Below are 260 nucleotides of genomic sequence, written 5' to 3' on the forward strand. Positions count from 1 at the left end.
GGTCGAGCCGGTGCAGTTGGAGGGCGGGGGTCTGCTCTTCAGTAGTGACCCGGATTTGCCACGGCAGCGATAGCCCCAGTTTGAATGGATAGTACCCGCTCGAATGGTATGTCTGTTGCTTAATCCTGGTTCAACGTAACGTAAACCGGATTGGCCTGCGGAATTTTGGCGCTTTGCGCTGTTAACCGATCAGGCCATCGATAACGAGGATCGCATCTGTTGCGCGTCTGGAGCATTGCCAATCAGAAAGGCGGGGTCGG

Source organism: Marinimicrobium sp. UBA4509, assembly GCF_002388575.1.
GTDB lineage: Bacteria > Pseudomonadota > Gammaproteobacteria > Pseudomonadales > Cellvibrionaceae > Marinimicrobium > Marinimicrobium koreense.